Source organism: Flavobacterium sp. (assembly GCF_044373165.1).
Classification (GTDB): domain Bacteria; phylum Bacteroidota; class Bacteroidia; order Flavobacteriales; family Flavobacteriaceae; genus Flavobacterium.
In genome coordinates, this window is the sequence record NZ_JBILQL010000163.1 from 1 (window position 1) to 3,030 (window position 3,030).

General features: G+C 53.1%; 6 protein-coding genes. 2 read left to right on the forward strand and 4 right to left on the reverse strand.

The genetic code is table 11. The annotated features are described in order from the left end of the window. Both ACIQ32_RS12350 and ACIQ32_RS12355 read left to right on the forward strand, forming a co-directional pair. The coding region (locus tag ACIQ32_RS12350) for an NRDE family protein (protein ID WP_396195976.1) at window positions 1-283 on the forward strand (283 nt) is incomplete at its 5' end. Window positions 284-482: 199 nt separating this feature from the next. Next, window positions 483-1,004: a thermonuclease family protein gene (locus ACIQ32_RS12355; RefSeq protein WP_396195977.1), complete on the forward strand. Its 522-nt coding sequence runs from the start codon at window positions 483-485 to the stop codon at window positions 1,002-1,004. A gap of 20 nt (window positions 1,005-1,024) precedes the next feature. Here the strand turns inward: ACIQ32_RS12355 and ACIQ32_RS12360 are convergent, their stop codons facing one another. The 4 genes from ACIQ32_RS12360 to ACIQ32_RS12375 form a co-directional block, all read right to left on the reverse strand. Then, complete coding sequence (locus tag ACIQ32_RS12360; protein ID WP_396195978.1) at window positions 1,025-1,342, reverse strand: DUF952 domain-containing protein; 318 nt, start codon at window positions 1,340-1,342, stop codon at window positions 1,025-1,027. Then, window positions 1,339-1,503, reverse strand: a complete 165-nt coding sequence (locus tag ACIQ32_RS12365) for a hypothetical protein (RefSeq protein ID WP_396195979.1) — start codon at window positions 1,501-1,503, stop codon at window positions 1,339-1,341. Before ACIQ32_RS12365 ends, ACIQ32_RS12360 begins: the two co-directional genes overlap by 4 nt. Before the next feature lie 75 nt (window positions 1,504-1,578). After that, complete coding sequence (locus tag ACIQ32_RS12370) at window positions 1,579-1,869, reverse strand: DUF1294 domain-containing protein (protein WP_396195980.1); 291 nt, start codon at window positions 1,867-1,869, stop codon at window positions 1,579-1,581. 48 nt (window positions 1,870-1,917) lie between these two features. Beyond that, a complete protein-coding gene (locus ACIQ32_RS12375; protein ID WP_396195981.1) occupies window positions 1,918-2,961 on the reverse strand; it encodes a hypothetical protein in 1,044 nt (347 codons plus the stop codon). Window positions 2,962-3,030: the final 69 nt, after the last annotated feature.

Below are 3,030 nucleotides of genomic sequence, written 5' to 3' on the forward strand. Positions count from 1 at the left end.
TCCCGCTGAGCCATGGCCGCGGCGGACGGCGGCCGAGCGCGCGCTGGCCGATTGGATTGCTGCCGGTGAAGGCGAAGACGCACTTTTCGCCATGCTGCGTGATGAGCAGCTGCGCGACGATATGGGCGCGCCGATCTTCATCAACGCGCCGGTTTATGGCACGAGGTGCAGCACCTTGGTGCTGGTCGATGGCGCGGGGCGCGGCCGCATTATCGAGCGCCGCTTTGATGCCGGCGCTATGGTTTCGGGAACGAACAGCTTCGCCTTTTCTTGGCCCGGCTAGGCAGCCCCGCCCGCGGCTGTGAAGGCCAGCCGCTGCCTTTCCCTCCATAACCGCGCGGATTTGGCCCCGCCCTGTTCGAAACGGACCCGTCCCTTTTTGGCAGGCGGTTGACCTGACTTTACCATCGGCATAGCAGGTCAGCACCGCCGGTTATCCAGCCGGTGTTATTGCCGCTCCTACGCGGCAAGGGTGGTGGAAATTGAACCGAATAACGCGCTTTTTGCGGGCGCGGCGTGTGACCTTGCGCGCGCCGTACCGCTTTGTTCCAAGCTATGTCATTGCGGCAATCGCGGCCGCGATCCTCGCGCCGTTAAGTATCGGCGCCATAGGGGAAGCCCCCGCCATGGCCCGTGCCGCCGTCGCAAAGGATCGGGAAAGCGCGCGCTTCACCTTGTGTGCATCGGGCCCGCGCACCAATTGCGTCGTCGATGGGGATACGATTTATTATCGCGGCACCAAGATCCGCATCGCCGATATCGACACGCCCGAGGTCAGCCAGCCGCGCTGCCCGGCAGAGGCGCAATTGGGCGCACAGGCGACCCGCCGGCTGCACGCGCTGGTCAATAATGGTCCGTTCAGCCTCGCCCGCATCGATCGTGATGAAGACCGGTTCGGCCGCAAGCTACGCATATTGACGCGCGGCGGGCAAAGCCTGGGCGGGGTGCTGGTCAATGAAGGGCTGGCCCGCTGGTATCAGGGCGGCCGCCGCCCCTGGTGCTGATCGGGAAAGGGGCCTTGCGGTCAGGCGCCGCGCACGCCCCGCACCGCCTCCATGGGCAGCGGGCCATAGATATGGGGGAAAAGCGCGCCGCCGCGCGAAACCTCCCACTTCACGCTTTCGCCAAGCGCGGCCAGATCAACCTCGGCAATCACCAGATCGCTTTGTCCGGCAAAATGCTTGTCCAACGTGCCCTGCAACTGGTCGGCGGCGGACAAATGGATATAGCCATCGTCCAGATCGACCGGCGCGCCGTGAAATACCCCATGGCGGCGGAAATGCGCCCATTGGCCAGCAGTCAGGATTTTATAGGCGGTAGTGGGGTGGGGCGTATCGGTCATGGCTTGGGCGTCTTGGCCTTGGCCTTGTGCGCGGCGATATCGGCATCGATCTGCGTGATGCGCATCCGTTCGGGCGAATCCTTGGGCAGCCCCTTTAACCGGGCGGTCGCCCACAGGCTGCGGCGTTCGGATTCCAGCGATTTCAGATAAAGATCGGCCATGCCCGCGGGCCTAGCCGGTTATGCAGGTGGGCGATAGGGGAGAAGCAGATTCTCTCCCGAAAGGAGAGAGGGGGATCAGCCGAGCATCCAGCCCGCCGCCATCGCCCCGCCGAAAAGCTGCAGCATCGCAATGCCGTGCAGTTGGCCTGAAAAAGGCTGCTTGCGCGTCTTGTGCCGGAAAACCGCGCGCCCGGCATAGGCCCCCGCCGTGCCACCGATCAATGCGCAGAATAGCAAACTGCTTTCGGATACCCGCCAAGCCCCACCCTCCGCGCGCAACTTGTCGATGCCGAACAGCATGAACGTCCAGATGTTCAGGATGATTGCCGCTGCGGCGATGATGTGGGCGGGGGTGAGGATGGGCATTTATATAAATTTGGTGAGAAATACACACGCGACAAATGAATGAGAGTGTTAGCCCGACGCGTCATCAGAAGTTGTTCCAATAGAGGCTGATTGATATCGAGCTACGCCTGATCTCGGAAGTTTGCTGTCTATCCAGTCGGGCCAATCGGTGAGCAGAAACGCGAACAGCGCTTCTTCAGCGTATCTCCGCTGAAATTTCATATAAGATGAAACTGAAAATGCATAAATCACGTATAAAGTAATTATAGAGAATAATCGTTCTATGCCAAAAGTTTCATCTGAAGATAAAATAGTAATATGGTAGTGTCCTGTAAAAATATAGTGGATTAAAAAGTATGTTTCCATCCATATTGAGGCCAAAAATATTATTGAAAGAGATCTAAATATGCCGGAAATAACTAGGTAGTTATACATTCTATTTAGAGCTACTGGATATCGATTTATAACATAATGTTCTATATCTTTATACCAGTGGCTATATAAACTGATGTTTACTAGGCAAAGATTTCTCCCTTTTCTGCGTATCTTTTCGAAAGATTCTGGAGATATTCTTGACTTATAATAATCAAAATCACCAATCCAATTGATAATTATAAATACTGGAATTACAGGTATCAAAAATAATATTCTTAAAATTGATGTTTTTATATTTTTCTTTTTAAAAGATTCTTTGAAATTTCTCCAAATAAAAGATGAAATAATTTCTTTTTTTTCATAACTATCACTAATAGCTGAGATCATGATAGCACTACTTACTTTTCCGAAAAAGCTCTCAATCGATTTTTCGGTCAATAAACTTGAAGCGTATGAAATGATATGCCCAAGTAAATAAACCGAAAAAAGAAGCGATAGCGTCGAAACTGCTATATCGGCCAGTGGAATTCCGATGTTGAGCTGATACGTAGGAAATCGGAATCCTGTGGGTTTAAAGACATAGTGATCTATGAGCGGCAAAGAAAATAGCCCGCAGCCAAAATAGACTACAACGTCATAATTAGCAAAAGGCGGTCTGATTAGATCTTTTAGATTGGTCACTAAATGTCCCACTGTTACGCAGGCGAACGGACGGATAGCTACATCCGTTGCAGCCAAAAATTAGCTCTGGAAAACATTCCAGCTGTTTATGCTGCGCAAACAATCCACGTAATTGGTGAGAAGCCA